This is a genomic window from Rhodococcus sp. (in: high G+C Gram-positive bacteria), from assembly GCF_049286785.1.
In the GTDB taxonomy this organism is placed as follows: Bacteria; Actinomycetota; Actinomycetes; order Mycobacteriales; family Mycobacteriaceae; genus Rhodococcus_F.
Genome location: NZ_JBAQEO010000419.1, coordinates 1 through 1,913 on the forward strand (window position 1 = coordinate 1; position 1,913 = coordinate 1,913).

The 1,913-nt window shown below is 63.7% G+C and carries 2 protein-coding genes; both read right to left on the reverse strand.

What is annotated here, in order from left to right:
- A partial coding sequence (locus WAW17_RS15590) for an AMP-binding protein (protein WP_422333852.1) occupies positions 1-1,099 on the reverse strand: 1,099 nt, incomplete at its 3' end.
- A gap of 80 nt (positions 1,100-1,179) precedes the next feature.
- The coding region (locus WAW17_RS15595) for a LysR family substrate-binding domain-containing protein (protein ID WP_422333853.1) at positions 1,180-1,913 on the reverse strand (734 nt) is incomplete at its 5' end.

Sequence of the window (1,913 nt, forward strand, 5' to 3'; positions counted from 1 at the left end):
CGAGAGCATTGGTCTCGGGCCGATTGACGGTGACCGCCGTGGCCGTCTCGGTCATTCCGTAGCAGTTCAGAATGTGGGTGCCGAAGCCAGCGAAGAATCCTGCGGTCGTGTCGTCGAGCGAGGCTCCGCCCGAGATGACGTGCTGCAAGCGTCCGCCCAGCATGTCGGTCACCGGCCCGCTCGGCCACTGTCCACCCGATTCGCTGCGCAAGCAGGCAAGGCCCCGCTCGACGGCGGATTGCTCGAGTTCTGGCGTGAGCAGGGGACGCGCGGCCTTGCGTATCTTCTCCAACGCATAGGGAACGAGTGCGAGAAAAGTCGGCTGCACCGTGGGAAGCACCGGGACCAGGTCCGGAATTCCGGCCAGCAGGTGTGTTCGGGTCCCCCCGACGAGGCACGCGAACAGAATGGTCTGTCCGAAGACGTGTGCCAGCGGCAGCGCGTGCGCGGTGACGGCCTGACCGGTCTCGTCTCCGCCGAACATCGTGCCGGTCTGTAAGACGGTATTTGCCGCGGACGCGTACATGTTCCGATGGGCGAGGACACAACCCTTGGCCGGCCCCGTCGTACCACTCGTATAGACGATCATCGCGGGGTCATCCGCATGCACTGCGGCCATCCGCCGCTCCAGTTCGGGGTGCTCCGGGTCCGACGTCCACCCGGTCATTTCCGTAAACGTCCAACTGACCGGGGCGCCCGCCGACCGGAGCCGCACGGTGTCGGCCGGCGCCTCTGCCGCGAAGTGCACCGCACCGGAGTCGGCGACGATGTGCCGTATCTGGTGGGCGGACGAGGTGGGATAGACCGGAACGACGATGGCGCCGATCGCCAGTGCGGCCAGATCGATCACCGCCCAGTCGAGACCCGTCCTTCCGAGCACGGCGATCCGGTCGCCCTTGTGCACACCGCGGTCGATGAGCGACCCCGCCATCGTCCGACTGCGTACGTCGAGCGCTGCGCACGTCAGGGTGTCACCCGAAATACCGGCGCACAACGACATCCGATCGGGTGCGGCGGCCGCCGCACGGCGCACCACCGAATAAAGCCCCGATTCCCCGCATAATTCGAGTCCGTTGCCGGTAAAAGAAGTACGATTCATGAATTGAATTATTCGGCGAACAACACCGGTCGGCAACGACTATAAAACGAATAGCCGAGCGGAAATTCCTATCGCAATGGTCAAATTGCGGCCAGCGTTCCCTCATTACGATCTACATCATCCTGGTGCTCGATACAGTCGAGAAAGGAAAATACCGCGGGATTCACCTCAATGCTTCGCCACACCGCATACAAATCGATGGTCGGAACCGGATCGAAAAGCTTCACCGCCACCGAGTTGGCCCCCATCACGCCCAATCCGACCGAGGTCGCTCGCGGTAGTGACGCGAAACCGACCATCGGCCTGACGGACACCATGTGCGCAGTCGCCCCCGGATCGTCTGCCGTCTGAGCAACATCGAGTGCAATCCTGCTGTCCGACGCCGCAGTGAAGATGGAGTCGTACATCGCGGGACATTGGTCACGCGAGAACATCACACACGGCTGATTCGCCAGCTCCGCGAACGGTACTCCTGGTCTTCCCGCCCAGCTGTGACCCTTCCCGACGACGGCGACCAGAGGAATGTTCCGCAGGACGAGCCGATACCGGAAGTCTGCGGTACGGGGGTGCCCGTACACCAACGCCACATCCAGCGCGCCGCCGGCGAGGTCGGCGAGCTGAGGTCCGGTTCGTTTCTCCCACAACGAGAGCACGACATCCGGATGTACAGCACTCATCCTGGCCAGCGCCGACGGCAGGACGTAGCGGCTGGCCGGAAGGTTGTATCCGATGTTCAGTGATCCGGCGCGGCCGTCCGCCGTCGCCTTCGCGACGCGAGAGGCCTTCTCCATCTGCAGAACGATCAGGCGCGCCT